20 protein-coding genes are annotated in these 17895 nt (G+C 45.2%); 5 read left to right on the top strand and 15 right to left on the bottom strand.

Translation table 11 applies throughout. The annotated features are described in order from the left end of the window. The first annotated feature begins 189 nt into the window (after positions 1 to 189). Positions 190 to 951, top strand: coding sequence for a TatD family hydrolase (locus tag R8269_RS17280; protein ID WP_203345744.1), 762 nt, complete (start codon positions 190 to 192; stop codon positions 949 to 951). Positions 952 to 1410: 459 nt separating this feature from the next. Here the strand turns inward: R8269_RS17280 and tatC are convergent, their stop codons facing one another. From tatC to rmuC, 7 genes are all read right to left on the bottom strand, one after another. After that, positions 1411 to 2163, bottom strand: coding sequence for a twin-arginine translocase subunit TatC (gene tatC, locus R8269_RS17275; protein WP_171343029.1), 753 nt, complete (start codon positions 2161 to 2163; stop codon positions 1411 to 1413). 68 nt (positions 2164 to 2231) lie between these two features. Beyond that, a complete protein-coding gene (gene tatB / locus R8269_RS17270) occupies positions 2232 to 2630 on the bottom strand; it encodes a Sec-independent protein translocase protein TatB (RefSeq protein WP_176311227.1) in 399 nt (132 codons plus the stop codon). A gap of 3 nt (positions 2631 to 2633) precedes the next feature. Further along, positions 2634 to 2879 carry a Sec-independent protein translocase subunit TatA gene (gene tatA / locus R8269_RS17265; protein ID WP_005382958.1) on the bottom strand — a complete coding sequence of 82 codons (246 nt, stop codon included), beginning with the start codon at positions 2877 to 2879 and terminating at the stop codon, positions 2634 to 2636. 52 nt (positions 2880 to 2931) lie between these two features. Then, positions 2932 to 4566, bottom strand: a complete 1635-nt coding sequence (gene ubiB, locus R8269_RS17260; RefSeq protein ID WP_005379226.1) for a ubiquinone biosynthesis regulatory protein kinase UbiB — start codon at positions 4564 to 4566, stop codon at positions 2932 to 2934. Then, positions 4563 to 5198 carry an SCP2 domain-containing protein gene (locus tag R8269_RS17255; RefSeq protein WP_005379213.1) on the bottom strand — a complete coding sequence of 212 codons (636 nt, stop codon included), beginning with the start codon at positions 5196 to 5198 and terminating at the stop codon, positions 4563 to 4565. Before R8269_RS17255 ends, ubiB begins: the two co-directional genes overlap by 4 nt. An 11-nt stretch (positions 5199 to 5209) precedes the next feature. Then, positions 5210 to 5989, bottom strand: coding sequence for a bifunctional demethylmenaquinone methyltransferase/2-methoxy-6-polyprenyl-1,4-benzoquinol methylase UbiE (gene ubiE / locus R8269_RS17250; RefSeq protein WP_005379210.1), 780 nt, complete (start codon positions 5987 to 5989; stop codon positions 5210 to 5212). A gap of 77 nt (positions 5990 to 6066) precedes the next feature. Continuing rightward, positions 6067 to 7599 (bottom strand): DNA recombination protein RmuC, encoded by a 1533-nt coding sequence (gene rmuC, locus R8269_RS17245; RefSeq protein ID WP_062730775.1) that lies wholly within the window; start codon positions 7597 to 7599, stop codon positions 6067 to 6069. Positions 7600 to 7767: 168 nt separating this feature from the next. Here rmuC and R8269_RS17240 point away from each other — a divergent pair, with 168 nt between their 5' ends. Both R8269_RS17240 and R8269_RS17235 read left to right on the top strand, forming a co-directional pair. Continuing rightward, positions 7768 to 8673 (top strand): DMT family transporter, encoded by a 906-nt coding sequence (locus tag R8269_RS17240; RefSeq protein ID WP_062730776.1) that lies wholly within the window; start codon positions 7768 to 7770, stop codon positions 8671 to 8673. A gap of 194 nt (positions 8674 to 8867) precedes the next feature. Continuing rightward, the gene (locus R8269_RS17235; RefSeq protein ID WP_318222600.1) at positions 8868 to 11315 is read left to right on the top strand and encodes an EAL domain-containing protein; all 2448 of its coding nucleotides are present in this window, start codon (positions 8868 to 8870) and stop codon (positions 11313 to 11315) included. An 18-nt stretch (positions 11316 to 11333) separates the two neighbouring features. On the opposite strand, the gene R8269_RS17230 is transcribed toward R8269_RS17235, so the two are convergent. From R8269_RS17230 to R8269_RS17215, 4 genes are read right to left on the bottom strand one after another with little or no spacing between them, the layout of a single operon-like run. Then, positions 11334 to 12404: an AI-2E family transporter gene (locus R8269_RS17230; RefSeq protein ID WP_005379202.1), complete on the bottom strand. Its 1071-nt coding sequence runs from the start codon at positions 12402 to 12404 to the stop codon at positions 11334 to 11336. A 45-nt stretch (positions 12405 to 12449) separates the two neighbouring features. Next, positions 12450 to 12776, bottom strand: a complete 327-nt coding sequence (locus tag R8269_RS17225; protein ID WP_005379200.1) for a hypothetical protein — start codon at positions 12774 to 12776, stop codon at positions 12450 to 12452. Beyond that, positions 12766 to 13278: a phage holin family protein gene (locus R8269_RS17220; RefSeq protein ID WP_005379198.1), complete on the bottom strand. Its 513-nt coding sequence runs from the start codon at positions 13276 to 13278 to the stop codon at positions 12766 to 12768. Before R8269_RS17220 ends, R8269_RS17225 begins: the two co-directional genes overlap by 11 nt. 48 nt (positions 13279 to 13326) lie before the next feature. Beyond that, on the bottom strand, positions 13327 to 13575 hold the full coding sequence (locus tag R8269_RS17215) for a hypothetical protein (RefSeq protein WP_005379196.1): 249 nt from the start codon (positions 13573 to 13575) through the stop codon (positions 13327 to 13329). A 361-nt stretch (positions 13576 to 13936) separates the two neighbouring features. Between R8269_RS17215 and R8269_RS17210 the strand changes: the two genes are divergently transcribed. Both R8269_RS17210 and R8269_RS17205 read left to right on the top strand, forming a co-directional pair. Further along, complete coding sequence (locus R8269_RS17210; protein WP_005379194.1) at positions 13937 to 14374, top strand: DUF2383 domain-containing protein; 438 nt, start codon at positions 13937 to 13939, stop codon at positions 14372 to 14374. A gap of 148 nt (positions 14375 to 14522) precedes the next feature. Then, complete coding sequence (locus R8269_RS17205) at positions 14523 to 14921, top strand: hypothetical protein (protein ID WP_005379193.1); 399 nt, start codon at positions 14523 to 14525, stop codon at positions 14919 to 14921. A gap of 204 nt (positions 14922 to 15125) precedes the next feature. Here the strand turns inward: R8269_RS17205 and R8269_RS17200 are convergent, their stop codons facing one another. The 4 genes from R8269_RS17200 to R8269_RS17185 form a co-directional block, all read right to left on the bottom strand. Continuing rightward, complete coding sequence (locus R8269_RS17200; protein ID WP_171345949.1) at positions 15126 to 16790, bottom strand: diacylglycerol kinase family protein; 1665 nt, start codon at positions 16788 to 16790, stop codon at positions 15126 to 15128. 144 nt (positions 16791 to 16934) lie between these two features. Then, positions 16935 to 17366, bottom strand: coding sequence for a hemerythrin domain-containing protein (locus R8269_RS17195; RefSeq protein WP_171345948.1), 432 nt, complete (start codon positions 17364 to 17366; stop codon positions 16935 to 16937). A gap of 104 nt (positions 17367 to 17470) precedes the next feature. Then, the gene (locus R8269_RS17190) at positions 17471 to 17668 is read right to left on the bottom strand and encodes a hypothetical protein (protein WP_005379178.1); all 198 of its coding nucleotides are present in this window, start codon (positions 17666 to 17668) and stop codon (positions 17471 to 17473) included. An 8-nt stretch (positions 17669 to 17676) separates the two neighbouring features. After that, entirely contained in the window at positions 17677 to 17853 is a 177-nt protein-coding gene (locus R8269_RS17185) for a DUF1328 family protein (RefSeq protein ID WP_005379177.1), read from the bottom strand. Positions 17854 to 17895 lie beyond the last annotated feature (42 nt).

The following is a 17895-nucleotide window of genomic DNA, read 5'->3' as shown; positions in this document are numbered from 1 at the left end:
GACACCATTTTCTCCTTGTCTGGACGGTTATGATGATCAAATCATCTGGTGAACAAAATCATATCACTCTTGATGCATGTTGCGAGTGACAATCTGGAAAAAGGTAATGAAAAAAACTGAAAATGACCCAGCACTCACACTCAAGTATACTTCGAATACGAAACCAACCATGAAGCACAGAGAGTAACGATGATCGATACCCACGCGCACATCTATGCTAGCGAATTTGATAACGACCGCGATGAAGTAGTACAACGCGCCTTAACGCAAGGCATTAATAAAATCCTGTTGCCAAACATCGATCTGGACTCAATTGAGCCCATGCTAAAAACCGAAGCGGCATATCCTGACGTATGCCACTCAATGATGGGGCTGCACCCTTGTTATGTGGACAGCAATGTTGAACAAACGTTGGAGATCATCCGCGGTTGGTTTGAGAAACACAAGTTTATTGCGGTGGGCGAAATTGGTATCGACCTATATTGGGATAAAACCTATCGTGCTGAGCAAGAAATGGCGTTCGTAGCTCAACTTAACTGGGCAAAAGAGATGGATTTACCAGTCGTTATCCACACTCGTGATTCGATTGAAGAAACACTCACTTTGCTACGACAAGAGCAAGATGGTCGTCTGCGTGGTGTATTCCACTGTTTTGGAGGCAGCTTAGAAGAAGCACAAGCAATCAATGAGCTAGGCTTCCACTTAGGCTTGGGTGGCGTATCAACCTTTAAGAATGGCGGGATGGATAAAGTCATTCCACATTTGGATATGCAGTGGGTCATTTTAGAAACCGACTGTCCATATTTAGCGCCGGTGCCACACCGTGGTAAACGTAATGAACCAGCCTACACTTCTCTCGTTGCACAACGTGTTGCCGACTTGCGTGATGTCGACATCGCAACCATCGATGCCATAACGACTGAGAATGCCAAAACGCTGTTTAATATTTAATTCACGAGAATTGAAAAAAGCGACGAAATCAACGTCGCTTTTTTATCACCTAAACTATTGAATGAACGATTCAACCCGTTGAAATAGTAGAACAATCCATACAAAATTATTGATAAACATAATAATTAACTAGCAACTCTACTTACTTCTCATATCGTCACTTTACTTCGTCCGCTTTGCAAAACTGTCGACAACTCGACACATTATTTTTCTATACTGATTTACGCCCATTAATTAGCACAAATGTAAAACAGCATGAATATGGAAGTTGAAGTGTGTACACATGGTGCTTACTTACAACGCGTACCGCGCAGTTTTTTTCAAAAGCTGCTGGGCATCAAGGAAGTATACGTATGCACAAAATGTGGTTACGTCATGAAAGTTAAGTAATTAGCCCAAGAAAAAACCAACCGCAAAAAAAGCGGCTCAATTGAGCCGCTTTTCACATCTAGATTAGCCTTATTCTTTGGTTTCCGCTTCTACTTCTTCGCTTCGACGAGTATAAAAACGCGCGAAGAACAAACCGACTTCAAACAGTAAACACATCGGAATAGCGAGTAAGGTTTGCGAGATCATGTCTGGTGGCGTTAACACCATACCTACGACAAACGCAGCCACTATAATATAAGGACGTTTCTGTCTTAAATCTTCTGGTGTAGTGGCCCCAGTCCAACACAACAAAATAATCGCAACAGGCACCTCAAATGCGATACCAAACGCCATAAATAGCGCCAGCACAAAGTCGAGATAACTCGAGATATCAGTTGCAAACTCTACTCCACCAAGAGAGATGGCGGTAAAGAAGCCAAACACCAATGGAAATACCACGAAGTAGGCAAATGCCACTCCACAGTAGAACAATAGCGAACTAGAGAACAGCAATGGCATGATCAATCGACGTTCATGCTTGTACAAACCTGGCGCTACAAATGCCCACACTTGATACAAGATAAACGGCACCGCAATAAATACCGAAGCAATTAACGTCAGCTTAAGTGGCGTAAAAAAAGGTGACGCTACATCCGTAGCAATCATGGTCGCGCCTTCAGGTAGACGTTCTACTAAAGGTGCGGAAACAAACTCGTAAATGTGGTTAGAGAAATAAATTAGTCCGACAAACACGACCAACACTGCGAGGATTGAGCGCAGTAGTCGGTTGCGAAGCTCCAACAAATGACTAATTAAAGGTTGTGTCTGCTCGACGGTAGACATGGCAAACCTCTTATTAAAAACCAGATCAAAAAGGAGCTACCAATCACTAGTAGCTCCTCCTAATGAGACTATTCGGCTTTCTTATCTGCCGCTGTAACCTTGCTCTCTTGCGCTTTCACGGCCTCTTCGACTGCTGGCTCTGTTTTTACAGGCTCAGCCTCTAAATCGGTGTTCTTTGCGTAAGGACGATTTACAGATTGCGCTGCCTTCTTCAACTCTTCAACTGAAGATTTCAACTCAGGGGACAAATCATCCATCCCCATTTGTTCTGCTTTGCGCAAGTTTTCTTGCAGCTCTTGGACTTTCAGCTCGTGTGACAATTCGTCTTTGACGCTATTTGCCATACTCTTAGCGGCACCGATAAAGCGAGACACGCTGCGAATAGCATGAGGCAAACGCTCCGGCCCAAGAACGACCAGACCAACAACAGATATTAATACCAGTTCCCAAAAACCGATATCAAACACGTTTTACGCCTGCTCTTTGTCTTTTTTCGTTTCAGGAGCAGCTTCTTTTTTCTGCTGCTCTTCTAGACTTTTTGGTTCGAAGTCTGCGTCTTTGTCATTTTTCGCAGGTTCATCTTCGCTCATCGCTTTTTTGAAGCCCTTAACGGCACCACCCAGATCGCCACCGATACCGCGTAGTTTCTTTGTTCCGAATAGCAATACAACAATTACAGCAATGATTAGAAGTTGCCAAACACTGATACCACCCATTCTCTTTACCTCGGGTCTTTAAACAAACAAAAATATTTCAAGAGTTTAACGTCTATTGACGATAAGCTCGCCAACTAAGCAGCCAAAATGTGACACCTGCGATACCGCAGGCCAACGAAAGCTGCTCAAAAGCATCGTTCACCAATATTGCCGAGCATACGACTAAAGTCGCGCCAACGCCAAACAAAAACTTTCCTGTCGCCTGCTGGCGCTTGCTCTGGCGATACCCTTGATAAAGCTGATCCATACGTTGATTCATCGCTTTACCTTGTTTCAGGCTATCGTAAAGCAGCTCTGGCAGTTCAGGTAATTTCTCTGCCCAAAATGGTGCGCGGTCTTTAATCGCATTCACTAGAGCTTGCGGCCCAACTTGATTCATCATCCATTCTTCCAGGAATGGTTTTGCGGTCTCCCACAAATCAAGTTGAGGATATAGCTGCCTACCAAGCCCTTCCACGTACAACAGCGTTTTTTGCAACAGTACAAGCTGTGGCTGAACCTCCATATTGAATCGACGTGCCGTGTTGAACAAATTCAACAACACATGACCAAAGGAGATTTCGCACAATGGCTTAGCAAAAATAGGCTCACACACAATGCGAATCGCGAACTCAAACTCATCGACATTGGTATCCGCAGGCACCCACCCTGAATCAACATGTAACTCCGCCACTCGGCGGTAGTCACGATTGAAAAACGCCAGGAAGTTTTCCGCCAGATAACGCTTGTCTTCGCTATTAAGTGTACCAACGATTCCACAATCTAGCCCTATCCACATTGGGTTCTCTGGATGTTCGGGTTTGACGAACACATTACCCGGATGCATATCGGCATGGAAAAAGCTGTCTCGGAACACCTGAGTGAAGAACACACTCACACCGCGTTCCGCGAGCAATTTCATATTGGTGCCATTTGCTTTCAAGCCTTCAATATCAGAGACTTGAATGCCATATATTCGCTCAGAAACCATGACAGTTTCATTACTGAAGTCGGGAAAAACTTCAGGAACATATAATTCTTCGCTGCCCTCAAAGTTGCGGCGCAACTGAATGGCATTCGCCGCCTCACGTCGCAAGTCGAGTTCATCAAGCAGGGTTTTCTCGTACTCACGCACGACTTCAACTGGTTTTAAACGACGTGCTTCAGGCATCGCTCCGGCGACTATACGCGCCATTCGGTGCATCAGTTTTAGATCTGAATCAATGACTGGGCGAATATCTGGGCGGATAACCTTTAATACCACTTCTTGGTTAGTGTCTTTTATGCGCGCAGTATGTACCTGAGCAATCGACGCAGACGCCAGTGGTTTGATATCAAACTCGGTAAACCATTTTTCTAACGGACCACCTAATGCTTGCTCCATCTGCTTTTTTGCCAACTCGCCATCAAAAGGCGCGACTTGGTCTTGAAGTAAAGCTAGGGGATCAGCGATATGCGGAGGAAATAAGTCACGGCGCGTCGACATCATCTGACCGAACTTAATCCAAACCGGCCCCAGCTCTTGCAGTGCTAAACGCAGACGTTCACCGAGTGGTTTTTCTGGGTGCTTGTTCTTAATCCAAAACAAGCTTTTGCGCAGTAAAAGCGGCGCTTTGGTCAGTTGGTGATCGGGAAGCAGCTCATCTAAGCCGTATTCCAGTTGTACTTTGGCGATGTGGTATAAGCGCTTTAGTTCTGCTGGCGTCATGGTTTCTCCAATGCAGGCTTATCTGCATCCAGCTTATTCAGCAAAGCCGTTAAACGAGCTTCAATGCGAGAAGCCTGGCTGCGAACCTCATCAACTTGGTCGCAGAAATAGGCCACCTCTAACGGAGCGGGAGCCAGTTTCCATTCTTCAGTCACTACTTGCGCCAGATGACGCTGGTGTTTTTCTGCTTGAGACGCAAGAAAGTTGCCGATGTTTTTTGAACCTTGCACAAAGGTATGTGCGGCGACATCGCCAGTCACGCGAGACAACCACTCTTCAACATCTGGTTTGCAATCCACCATCAACTGAGAGAATTTCTGCGCCAATTGAATATCGCCTTCAAGTTCAAGTTTATCTTGTTTAATAAGACGAGTGATGTTGGCCTGATCGCGCAGCTCTGGTAACACACTCAAGTTGAGCGATAGATAGCAGTTAGGCTGCCCTTCGTAATGACCAAGCACATCAATTTGCTGACTAAAAACGAATGTCAGTGTTTTATTGATCTCTTTCAGGTGAACTTGAATAACTTGACCTTTTAGACGCGCTAAACGACGGCCCAATGCTGGGTCGTCTTTGATCAGTGTATTCAGTGACGTTTCAATCACAGCGGTGATAAGTGGTTCAAATGGCATGCCGTTAACCCTTAGAATTTATAACCGCGATGCAAAGCCACAATACCACCAGTTAAGTTGTAGTATTTGGTGTTTTCAAAACCTGCGTCTTGCATCATGCCTTCCAGCGTTTCTTGGTCTGGATGCATACGGATTGACTCCGCTAGGTAGCGGTAACTCTCTGAGTCATTCGCAACTAGCTCACCGATTCTCGGCAACAAGTGGAATGAATATGCGTCGTATACTTTCGATAACGGCTCTAGCACTGGTTTTGAAAATTCCAACACCAATAGACGGCCGCCTGGCTTCAGTACGCGGAACATTGAACGAAGCGCTTTGTCTTTGTCTGTCACATTACGCAAACAAAAACTGATGGTGATAACATCAAAATAATCATCAGGGAACGGCAGTTCTTCTGCGTTGGCTTGAACGTAATGCACGTTACCCACAATACCGTTGTCACGCAGTTTATCGCGACCAACGTTAAGCATTGAGTTATTGATATCGGCAAGGATGACATGGCCTTCATCGCCAACAATGCGCGAGAATTTCGCCGTCAAATCCCCCGTACCACCACCTAGGTCAAGAATACGCTGGCCAGGGCGAGCGCCACTACAATCGATAGTGAAGCGCTTCCAAAGGCGGTGAATACCACCTGACATCAGGTCATTCATGATGTCGTATTTTGTTGCCACGGAGTGGAATACTTCGGCAACCTTAGTCACTTTTTCGTCTTTTGCCACTGTAGAGAAACCAAAGTGAGTGGTTTCATTCTCTAACGCTGTATTGGATTGCAAACTTGTGTCCGTCATTCTAATTCCTCTTAGGCAGCGCTTTCCTCTACGGGGCGTTTGTTGACAAATAAAATCGCCCACTGCACTGCGGGCGATTAGTTTACTTTATCCTCAGCCGGATGTCTTTCTACTAACGGGTCATTTTCTGAAAATGCATCACTCTGCGCTAACTGCGCGAGGTCGGAAGAAATCGGTCGTTTAATTTCAACTCCCAAGTGTTTAAAGCTTTCGGCTTGGCGAATCACATTTCCGCGCCCTGTGGCAAGCTTGTTCATCGCACCTTGATAGCTTTGATTCGCCTTATCCAGCGCACCGCCGAGCCCCTCCATGTCGTCTACAAACAATCGTAATTTGTCGTAGAGCTTTGTCGCACGCTGCGCAATCATTTTAGCGTTTTCATTTTGGCGTTCATTGCGCCATAGATTATCAATGGTGCGCAGTGCCACCAGCAACGTTGTTGGGCTCACCAAAATGATGTTTTGCTCCATCGCGTCTTTGATCAAACTTGGATCGGCTTGAATCGCGACTTGGAACGCAGGCTCAACCGGAATAAACATCAGCACATAGTCCAAACTCTGAATACCTTTGAGTTTGTGGTAGTCCTTCATGCTTAACCCTTTGATATGTGCACGTAGAGCAGCTAAGTGCGCATTCAAAGCCTGATCGCGCTCAGCATCAGTTTCAGCGTTGAAGTAGCGCTCATAGGCAACCAGCGCCATTTTAGAATCCACAGCCACTTGTTTGTTCTGTGGGAGATGCACAATGACATCAGGTTGGTAACGCTTGCCTGCTTCATTTTGTAAGTTCACCTGAGTCTGATATTCGTGCCCTTCACGCAAGCCAGATTCGGCAAGTACCCTAGCGAGCACCACTTCGCCCCAGTTACCTTGCTGTTTGTTGTCCCCTTTCAACGCTTGGGTCAAATTAACCGCTTCGCGCGTCATTTGCTCGTTCAAACGTTGCAGGTTTTTCAGCTCATGCACTAAGGTATGGCGCTCTTTAGCTTCTTGGCTAAAGCTGTCATTAACGTGCTTTTTGAACCCTTCTAACTGTTCTCTAAGCGGTGACAACAAGCCTTCTAAACTCTGACGGTTTTGCAAATCGACCTTCGCGGTTTTTTCTTCAAACAATTGGTTGGCCAAGTGCTCAAATTGTTGTTTCAAGCGTGCTTCCGCTTGTTCTAAAATTTGCAGTTTTTCGGCATTAGCTTGGTTAATTTGCTCATGGCGAGCTTGCTGTTCACGCAGCTGCGTTTCTAGACGTGATTTGTGTTCACGCATTTGACCAAGCTCATCAAAGTATTGCTGGCGCTCTTGCTTTACGGCCTCGAAGTAACGCAGTTTTTCCATAGCTGCCATCAGCTTTCCGTGCGTTTGACGCACTTCAAACGCGGCTTTATCGCGCTCATCATCTAATTCATCCAACTCTTGCTGGGCATCGGCAAGGCTTTGCTTGACCTGTTCAAGTTGCTGTTGATGAAGCTGTTTTTCTGAAACAAGTTGTTGCTCGAGAAGCTGAGTTTGGGTGATAAAACGCTGTTTCACCCACCAACCGGCAGCGACACCACTAAGCGTGGCAGCACAAAGAGAAGAGAGAATGAGAGATTGGTACTCAAGAATCCATTGCATAATAGCGAGTTAGCCTGTGTTTTGTATCTATAACAATGGTATTTAGACACTGGATAAATGTCCAGTTTGTTGGATGAAAAATCCTCGCATACACTAGGCCTTCCTATAATACTCTTTCTTCCGCTCAAATTATCCAAACCGAGCGGCACATCATCACGCAGAGGCATCATGAACGAGCGTCGCGCCCTAGGATTTGGGCTCTCAGCAGTATTACTTTGGTCTACCGTTGCAACCGCATTTAAACTCACGTTGGCAGAATTTACGCCGATTCAAATGCTATGCATTGCCAGCATCGTCTCTGCGATTGCGCTAACAGTAATCTGTGGTGTGCAAGGTAAACTGGGCCAGTTAAGCGCTACATTTTTCTCAAACCCTTGGTATTACCTACTGCTTGGGTTGATTAACCCTTTGGCGTATTACGTTATTCTGTTCAAAGCATATGACTTGCTGCCCGCATCTCAGGCTCAAGCGATCAACTACAGCTGGGCCATCACCTTAACGCTAATGGCCGCTGTTTTCTTAGGACAAAAGATCCGTGGTAAGGACTGGCTGGCTTGCGGTTTTAGTTATGTCGGCGTGATAGTGATTGCCACACAAGGAAATCTTTTAGGCATGGAATTTGAGAGCCCGTTGGGTGTTAGTCTTGCGCTGCTATCAACGCTGCTGTGGGCCGGTTACTGGATTTTAAATACCAAAAATAAGGCGGACCCTGTGGTTGGCGTTCTGCTCGGCTTTTTGGTCGCTATTCCATTCGCCATTGGTTTAAGTCTTTATGAAGGTGCGAACTGGCAGATGATCTCAGCTAAAGGCTGGGCAGCGGTGACGTATGTCGGACTGTTTGAAATGGGGATCACTTTCGTTTTGTGGCTGAGCGCACTCAAATCAACGCAAAACACCGCGCGTATCAGTAATCTGATCTTTGCTTCTCCATTTATCTCACTCATGTTGTTAGCTACTATCATCGGCGAAGAAATTCATCCTTCAACCTTGATTGGCCTGGTGTTGATCATCAGTGGCTTAGTCATTCAGCAAGTCTCATGGGGCAAGAAAACCAAAGCGGTAAACGCTTCTTAATCACCTATCAAAAGCCCTAAAAAACGATGCAATAAGTTGGATAAAAAAGAGATATAGATAACATTTTAATGATAGAAAGCACTTTACGCTGCTAGGATTTAGCTACGCGTTGGATACGATACTCACAAAGCCCAATAGCTTACGCTAGATTCTAATATAATTACCTTTGGGCGATTTAGGACTCGTTATTAATTATGTTTCGCTTCGCTATTCCTTCGCCTTTGATGGCAGACTGGCAACACGTTCTGCGACAATGCTGTGATGTAACTCAAGCTCAGGGACAGCTTTATACTCTGAGCGATACTCAGCAGTGGCTATCGACTGAGGTGTCCACCTCAACCCAAAATCATCGTGCTATCGTCGATGTGATAACGCAAGTTGTCGATCACTTTACGCCGACAGATTTTACAGTTAGCCATACCCCCTTTGAAGAGCAAACCGTGAGCATAGGACCGATTTGGCTACCAAATGGCGAATTGCTTGCCGTACTGACACTGACTCACCCTAATGATCAATCAACGGTTGTTTCGGCATGGCTAAGCGCAATCGCGGGGCGTATCAGCTTTGATATCAACTTGCACTGTCAGCAAGAACAAACGCGACATCAAAGCGCGGAAATAAAGCCAACACCAACACTACAAGAGTTTATCGACTGCCTTGAAGACCACGTATGGATAAAAGGCATGGATGGTCTTTATTCGATGACCAACCGAAGCGTAGAAAATGCGTGGCAAAAAACCAACAGTGAAATCATTGGAAAAGACGATTTTGCTCTGTTTAGCCATGAACGTGCGGAAAAATTCATTGATGCCGATAAATTGGTGGTAGCCACGGGCACGCAAAATATTGTTGAAGAATGCCGTCAAATTGATGAAAACAATAACCCCACTTGGCTAGAAACCATTAAGTCTCCTGTCCGTGATCATGCGGGAAACTTAATCGGCATTCTGGGGATGACACGTAACATCACCCGCCGAAAAATGGTAGAAACGCAGCTCTCCTTAGCGTCCCAAATTTTCAACAATTCGCAAGAAGGCATGGTCATTACAGACCGCAATGCCAACATCATTGATGTAAACACGGCTTTTACCCAAATTACAGGTTACCGCTCTGAAGAGGTGATAGGAAAAAACCCACGAATTCTGCGCTCAGGCCATCATGATCAAGGTTTCTATCAACAGTTGTGGCATCAACTCGAAAACAAAGGCCAATGGAAAGGCGAATTCATCAACAGAAAGAAAGATGGCAGCATTTATCCGCAATTAGCGACCATTAGCGCCGTAATGGACGATAAAAACCACCTTATTAACTACATTTGTGTGTTTGAAGATATCTCTGTGCGTAAGGCACACGAAGAAAAGCTGCAGCGCATGGCTTTTTACGATCCATTAACCAATCTACCTAATCGCACCCATTTACTCAGCTTACTCGAACAACACATCGAAACCGGACACAAAAACCAGCAGACGTTTGCCACCCTATTCTTAGATATCGACCATTTCAAACACATCAACGATAGTATGGGCCACTTCTGTGGTGACCAATTGCTGTCTAAGTTAGCGATTCGTCTGCAAGATGTGCTTCACCTCAATGCGCATGTGGCTCGTATTGGCGGCGATGAATTTGTGATTATTTTGCCAGACATCCATAGTGATGTTGCCTTACTGGAAACCGTCGGCGATATTCTAAGCGTATTCCAGCAACCATTCGACTTGGCAAACCACGACTCACTTCGTGTCTCGACCAGTATTGGTATTGCCTTGTACCCAAGAGACGGTCAAGACAGTGAAACCTTACTGAAAAACGCAGACACTGCGATGTACTTAGCGAAGAAAAATGGACGCAACGGCTACGCGTTTTACTCACCGGATTTGACCGATAAATCCGTATCCCATGTACGCATTCAATCCGCTTTGCATCAAGCAATAGAAAAACAACAACTCCGGTTAGAATTCCAACCGCAATACAACTTGGAACAAAATACGATTGTCGGCGTGGAAGCTTTATTACGCTGGCAGCATCCAGAGTTTGGCCTTGTACCACCAGCAGACTTTATTCCAATTGCAGAAAAAACAGGGCTGATTCAAAGCATTGGTGAGTGGGTGTTACAACAAGCTTGTTTGCAAGGTAATGCTTGGCTAGACCAGGGCATCGAGTTTGGCAAAATCGCCGTCAATGTTTCTGCGTTGCAGCTTCAGCAGTCAAATTTCATTCAGCGATTAAGTACTATCCTCGATAACACCGGATACCCTGCCCAACGGTTAGATTTGGAGATCACAGAGAGCTTTTTACTGATCGACCCTCAACAAGCCATTGCATCGTTAAATCAATTACGAGAGCTGGGTATTGAGATTTCTCTGGATGACTTTGGAACTGGCTATTCGTCTTTGTCTTACTTGAAAGGTTTGCCAATCAACAAACTGAAAATTGACCGCTCATTTGTCAGTGATGTCCCAAGTAATAGCGACAGCAACGCGATTGTGAATGCCATTATTGCCATGGGAAAAACGCTGTCGTTGAAAGTCGTCGCGGAAGGGATAGAAACTCGGGAACAAGCCGATTACTTATTCGAAAAAGGCTGTATTTATGGTCAGGGATATTTATTTAGTCAGCCAGTGAGCGCTGGAAAACTGTTTCGTTGAACCAGCTTGACCCTCAAGTCACTCTCGCGGTGCCACGTCCGCGGAGGTGATTTGCTTTGCTTGATTTTGGGTTGATTGGCATAGCTCTAGGCGATCAACCAAAATATTGATACAAACCAGTAACGGCACACCGATCAATAGTCCCATTCCGCCCCAAAGCCAGCCCCAAAAAACAAGCCAAACAAAAATCACTAACGGGTTTAAGTTAAACCTTTTCCCCAATAGTGTTGGTGTAACAAACTGACTTTCAATCAAATTGAGCAGTAAATAGATAGACACCACCGTCAGCATAAAACTGACCGACTCCAACTGAAGATAAGCAACAAAGCCAAAGCTCACCATGGATATGACAGGGCCGAGGTACGGCGCAAAATTCATCACGCCTGCAAATGCGCCCCATAGAAATGGATCTTCAAGGCCTAGAACAAAAAACACGGCCCCGACACTCAACCCCAGCCCAGCATTCACTAAAGTGATGGTGCCAATGTATCGAGATAGGTCTTTCTGTAGCGCTTTGACCAACTCAATCGCTTGGCGCTGTTTGGCGAACCCATGTAAGTAAGACACTGACTTTCGAAATAAGCTTCGTCCATGATTGAGCATAAAGTAAACCATAAACAGCACGATCATCGCTTGTGTCAAAATCGTCGGCGTCGTGGTCGCGAGCGTTTTTACCAAAGAAAATACGGTGTTGTTCCCGACCTCATCCATACTCATATCGTTGGCGATATTCAATGGAGTATTAAGGTGATCAGCCGAAGCTTTAGTAACTTCGCTTACTTCTTGCGACACATTTTTCACGATACTGGGCAGCTCAGACCACCATTGCTTGGCGGGCTCCGACATGGCGGCAAGACCAATAATTGAGGCGCCAACGAGGAATGACAGCGTCAACACGACGGTAATAGCACGTGGTAAACCTTTGTCTTCAAGATAATTAATGAAAGGGCTGCACAGCAGAGAAATAAAGGTGCTAAGCACAATAGGTAACAATATTGGCTTGGCAAAATACAGCCCTGGGACGAGTAACAGGACGAGAAGCGTTGCACCAATCGCAGTGTTGGCAGGAATGTTCAATTTCGCTGTCATAATAAGCTCAGAATCGGTAAGAAAATTTTGCGGTGAAATCCGCTATTAGAGTGGTTCGCCCTCTGTCGTCGCAGCGTTGCTTACTTGTGTTGCTGCATTTCCATTTTGCTCCGCATCTGACTCATCCAGAGAAGCTGCCGCGACCGGCTTTGTGAGCGAATCGGTAATATCAGACACGCTGCTAACCAATAGCCCCATTGACGAAATAGAAGAAGTCAGTCGAGACAATCGACCTGCTTTTGCTGCGGTAACGGCAACGACAGCACTAATGCCTAATGTCGTCCAAGGGTTTTCTCTCACAAACTTCTTGGTGGTAAACGTGAACATTTCCATCGACAAACAGCATTGCTCTAGAGACGCTTTACCTTCCATCCGCTTGATCCGCATGGCTCGATTGAGCTTTTGTAGCGAGCGCATCCCACCCCTCCTGTAATTGTTCTGTCGTATTTTTGAATCCAAGAAATCCAACTAAACGCTTCTGCCACCAGGCTAAAGCAAATAATGCCAAGCCTAATGATGTGATAAATACACCCACGGCAACATACACGTTGGCAGTTAACTGATAAGCCACCACCCCAGAGGCAAGGCACAAACTGAATACGAACAATACCGACAATAGAGTAAAAACAACGGTACACAGCAAAATCTGACGCACTGCGGACACGTTAACTTTCATCTCCAAGAGGAACAAATCCAACGTTGAACCTGACCATGCTTTTAGCGATTTCGTCAGTTGGTCCAATTGCGCAAGAATGCTGCTCAAACCATTAATGGTTTGTTGGATATCCTGTTCTTCTGCCCCATCAGGGGCTCGGCCGCTGTCTGAAGCCGCCGAGCCTGATTGCTGATTGGTAACTTGCCCTGAGTTATTCATGTGAAGCCTCGCCTTTCTGTTGTGTGGCTTAATCCTTGGTGACCACTATTATTTGATCAGCTTCGAAACCGCCCAACCAGCAAGGAAGGCACAGCCTATGCTCAGCAATGGGCGCTCCTTGATTACATTTTCTGCCGACTTAGTCGCCTGCTGAACTTGCTGTGCACCGACATCCAGCTTCTCTTTGGCTTGGTCTTTCATCGCGCCAACGGCTTCCGTCGTGGCTTGTTCCGCTAAGTGATATGCTTCTTCTAACTGCTCTTGAGGTTTTACTGTGCTTTCTTTTGTAGTAGCCATAACTAGCCTCCATTAATGAGTTGAATAGTGAATCAAGTGAAACAATGTTTGACCTCACTTACTCCCTACAAAGCCATATCCATGCCAGAATTTTAAATTATTGTTTTTTATTGATTTTATTTTTATTTCGATAAAAAGCCGTATCTGTACGTGTAATTCTTTCCAGGCTTTCCCCGCCATTCTTGTAATTTTTTCTTAGCGCCTTACCGACTGTTAGCAAGTTATTGCAAAACAAGATATTAAGTCACTGATTAATAAGACTTAAAGTTCATTGGCATACAACCTGCAACTGAAGACGAAACATCGTGTTTGTATTCCATACGCTCAAACACCCCTATCACCAGTAAATAAGGAGTGGCATATGAAAAATGAAAACATCGCCTCAATCATTGAGCTTATCGAAAGCGGAAATGAAATTTACAACAAGGCCATCGAGAACATCGACAACACTTCTTTGAATAATGTGTTGGTAGAACTGCTCAGAGTACGTGAGCGTGCAGTCATTGAGCTCACTCCCTACTCTCTAGCAAGTAACAATGAAGAATCTGCCGACGACACTCCGGTTTCCTACACCATCAAGGCGCGTGAGGTCTACAGCGACGTGATGAAGGAAGTGTCCTCTGACAAAGAGTCTATGTATTTAGAACAGCTTGAAGGTGTCGAAAGCAAGGTACTCAAAGAGATTGAGAATTTGATTACTTCCCACCCAGAGCAGGCGGATAACTCGGTTCTGCTGAAAGTTCGTAGCGATATAAAAAGCTGCAAAGAAAAACTCAGCAGCATCAGCCTTATTAGCTAAAACTTGGTGGTCGCCTTTGCAATAAAGCTCGGTATTGATCAAAGAAATGGCCAACTTGCTTTGGCCATTTCTGACAAGCCCACAGGCGCATTAACATAACCATCACGAGAAATGTCCCACGACAATAGTCATAAATAAAGAGGTCACTATGACATTGGATAACAATCGAGTAAGGGAGCTACTCGTAAAAATGACACACCATCGCCAAACGTGTTTGCCTCTCGTTAACCCGCAATCACATATGACACTCGCAAGAGCGGCATATCGATTCGTGAAAATAGAAAAAGTGATGATCAAAAAGATGGCGAAGCTGTTCTTCGATCAAGATGGTGAACAATTCATTGCAGAAAATGCCACCGAATACGGCGTTGCCGAGTTAGGCAATTACAAAGAAATGCATTTTATGAATAAATTACTGTTAGATGATTTAAAAGCCCTGCTTAGAGCCATTGACGACACCAACTTAACCGCACTTGTTTCTTATTGGTTAGCTGCTTTACAAGTTGAAAACGATGAAATTGAAAAGCACTTACCTCAGGGTGAGTAATTGTACTCGCCCTTCTTTCTTTCACTTTGTTTAACCCTCATCCCCAATCAACCTAGTAAAAGGTGCAGATAGAAAAAATCCGCTGCATCTACTACGCAGCGACCTTGATAGCCTTTTTACGACGCACACCAAATCATCAAACAACACAGAAAAAGCGCCATGTAGAATACGAAGCAAATGGCGCGTTATCCGCGGATTACAGTGTTAAAGCGAAGCTGATTTACGTCTCTGGCCTGGAACAAATACGTTCAATGACTTTGGACGCAGCTTGATTGCCAGTTGCTCATCAGAATACAGTTCACCATCAATCACATACTCAATCGGTTTATTCGCAGAAATAGTGACGCTCTGAGCCGTCGCGTATTGAAAATGTGTCGATTCTTCCTGTGCGCCTACGCTCGTTAATGTCAGATCCGACAATGCGATAAGACGTCCGCCTAAAGACTCGGTGTTATCTAAATATGTGATATGCAGCTTGCCATCATCAGGCTGCGGCGCATCACCACCTTGGGCAAGCAACGTACTAAATGGAGCGATATTCGCAACGACAAAACTATGGACTTCAAGCGTTTGTGTATTATTGTCGTATTTTCCATCTTCAGTTGGAGCGTCTAACGAAACGGTTAAAGCTTGCGTTTCTTCCGCCACTACAGCATTAAAAAAGCCGGTGAGGTAAGCGAGTTGTCCAAAAACATTTTTCTCTTCTCGCTGAGCGTGCTCGATCATCTTCTGTTCTAGCCCAATACCTAAGACCAACAAAATAAGCCGCTGATTGCAGTCCGCAGTATCAATACGTTGGCAGTGTCCGCCAAGCAACGCTTCACACGCTTTTTCGACCGGTGAGAATTTTGCGCCAACGCCATAGAGCACATGACATAACGCATTGGCAGTTCCGAGCGGAACAATACCGAGTTTGAGGTCGGTATCCACCAATTGGCTCGCCACCTCTGTTACTGTGCCATCGCCACCAGCTACGATGATTTGCTTAGCTCCACTTTCTTTTGCCTGTTGTGTTAGCTGCTCGGCGCTGAGGTTTGTGGTGGTTTGATGAATACTCAAGCGATATTTTTTGGTTAGCTCACGAATCAAGTGCTGTTCGTTTTCCTCCCATTTGCCGCCACCTGCAACAGGGTTAACCACCATCCAAGTGGATTGATCCAGCCCCAGTACGCCTTTTTCACTGATCGCTCGTAACGTTCTAATCTGTAATTTATTCAATCTCGCGGTACTGCGTACGTCATTGATTTTTTTCATCACGGATTCAACCGTCAGTGACGGGTCTTTGCTCAGTAAATACGCCGCCACAACAAACACTGAACGACCACGCCCTAACGCACAATGCACAACCACGGCCCGCGAGCACGAGATTTGAGTATCAATCCAGTTAATCGCATGGCGAAGACGCTCTAGCGTTGGGGCTTTGTGGTCGAGTACCGGAATCGAAAGGTAATGAAACTGCTTGTCGGTCATCGCGCTTTCAAGGCCTGCAAATTCTGCGGTGACATCGACAATACAAGAGATCTCATTGGATTCGAGAAAATCTAAGTCACTCTGAAACAAACGGCGAGATAGGTATAAATTGTCGCTGACTTTTTGGATTGGAGGTACTGTATCACGCCGTCTTTCCCAGGCGTTATACGCTCTAGCCCCCAATAAAAATGGGATGAATGCCCAGCGAATCCATCTGACAATCTTGCCATCTTGGTTTTTTCTAAAAATAGAGGGAATGTCGAATACGTAGGCTACGCTGACCAACGCTAAAGAAAGAGATATCCACAAGAACAGCAGACTAACGATAATTTGAGGCGTATAGATAGCGGCCAATAAACTGATCAGAGCGCCAAGAATATAATATTTGATGATAAACATTCGCTCTCCTTGCCTTCAGCGAGTGCACTTTTTAGTAGAAGTTAGAATACGCGGGGGATTGAGCTTGGATACATGAACTTGAGTAAACGCCTTGATTGAGTGCCTTCCCGTGCCGAAATGGCACGAAAAGGTCCAACACTCTACCTAGCTTGCCATATCTTCAACATAACCATCCGCTAGTTTCATTTTCTGCTTATCGGTCATTACCTTACCGGCTAACTGGAAGAAACGCTGCTCTTCTTCCTCAAGATGGTGCAACACTTTGTGACGCAAGGTTTTCATTAGGTTGAGCCACGCTGGCGAGCTCATATCGGTTGCATCAAGCTGTGCAATCACTTTATCAATTTCATGATGCTCTGCGATGCCATGGCGAGTGAGATCAATGGTCTTATCGCTATCTATTAAAGGCGCGTAGAAAAATCGCTCTTCTGCCGCTGCGTGCTGTTCGAGTTCCTCTTTAAGGTTGTGGTAAAACTCTTCACGAGCGGGGGAATCTCCAGACGTTTCCATCAGAGCATCGAGTAAAAGGCGCTGCTTTTCATGACTCTCTTTCAGTACATCAAATATGTTTTTCATCTTTGACTCCTTATCTGATTGTAAACAATTGGGACAAAAGGAAGGGCGGTGATTGACCGCCCCTCTCTTACATAGCTATGCGTAAAAAACCTAACCTGATTCGGCTAACAGTCTTGGTCTTCAGCGTTTAGATTTTCTTTAATGTTTTCACATTCATCTTCAATCGCATTTTGGGTTTCTTCGGCGGCTTCATCTATCTTTTTGCCGGCCTGTTCCATTGGCCCTTCTTCACTACAAGCTGCCAACGCAAACACCAAACCGAATACTGCGGCGATACGGTAAATAAATGACGTAAGTCGCATGGAATCTCCTATCTATTTACGTTTTTTCTTCCCAGCAGAACAATCACTATTGATACAATTAATGACAATAGGAATAGGTAAAATATCACTTGCGCGATAGAGGCAGCAGCTCCTGCAATACCGGTAAAGCCTAATAGTGCAGAAATTAGTGCCAGTGCCAGAAAAATAAACATCCAACGAACCATAGTGTTACCTCCTAATAAAAGTGGGTTAAATCACTCGGCTCG

The organism is Vibrio sp. Vb0667, from assembly GCF_033391095.1.
This window is presented reverse-complemented; position numbering and strand designations above follow the sequence as displayed.